At 37.1% G+C, this 787-nt stretch carries 1 protein-coding gene; it reads right to left on the reverse strand.

Going from position 1 to position 787, the window contains the following annotated elements; genetic code table 11:
- Positions 1 to 8: 8 nt before the first annotated feature.
- Positions 9 to 787: bifunctional transcriptional activator/DNA repair enzyme AdaA (locus AC3G7N_RS20820; RefSeq protein ID WP_489424070.1), on the reverse strand; the 779-nt coding region annotated here is incomplete at its 5' end.

Genomic DNA, 787 nt, shown 5'->3' on the forward strand with positions numbered 1-787 from the left:
GTCTTCCTTTACAAAATATTGTTATATTTTTTCTCTAATTCAAGCAGCCAAGACTTTCTTTGAATGCCCCCGCCATACCCACCAAGATCTCCATTTGTATTGATCACTCTATGACAAGGAATAAGAAGCGAAATTTGATTTGCTCCATTTGCTCGAGCGACAGCACGATAAGCTTTAGGATTTCCTATTTCTATTGCTAAATCTTTGTAACTTATTGTACTTCCCGGGCATATCCCTCTCAATATCCGCCAAACTTCTATTTGGAAGCTTGATCCAATTTCATCTGTAATGGGTGTTTGAAAGGAAAAGCGTGTACCTTCAAAATATTCCTGTAGTTCATTTTCAAGATGCTGGACGATTTGATTTGTTCCAGGTATGATGGCTGCAGAAAGTTTTGTCCGCATATTTTCAATTTCCTTTTCTAATCCTCTTCTATCAACGAACTCCAAAAGATATAGAGCGACGTCATCGGCTATTGCAATCATCGAACCTAATTTTGTTTCAATCCACTTTGCCGTTAAAAGTTTTACTTGTTTATTTCTCTTTGGAACGGCCCCCATTATGCGCGTAAAAGCATCACGAAATCCATTGCTGGATTCAAATCCACTATCAAGCTGAGTGTGAATTAAAGGTTTACCATTGCGAATATGATTAAATGCTATACCAAGACGGCGGGCTCGAGCATATTCAATAAAAGTCATCCCAAATTGTTTTTTAAATTGTCTTCTTGCTGTGTTAGCACTAATAGATAAGTCATTAAAATCTTTATCCGTCCATTTTTTTTGAG

The sequence above is a fragment of the Virgibacillus carmonensis genome, from assembly GCF_057836705.1.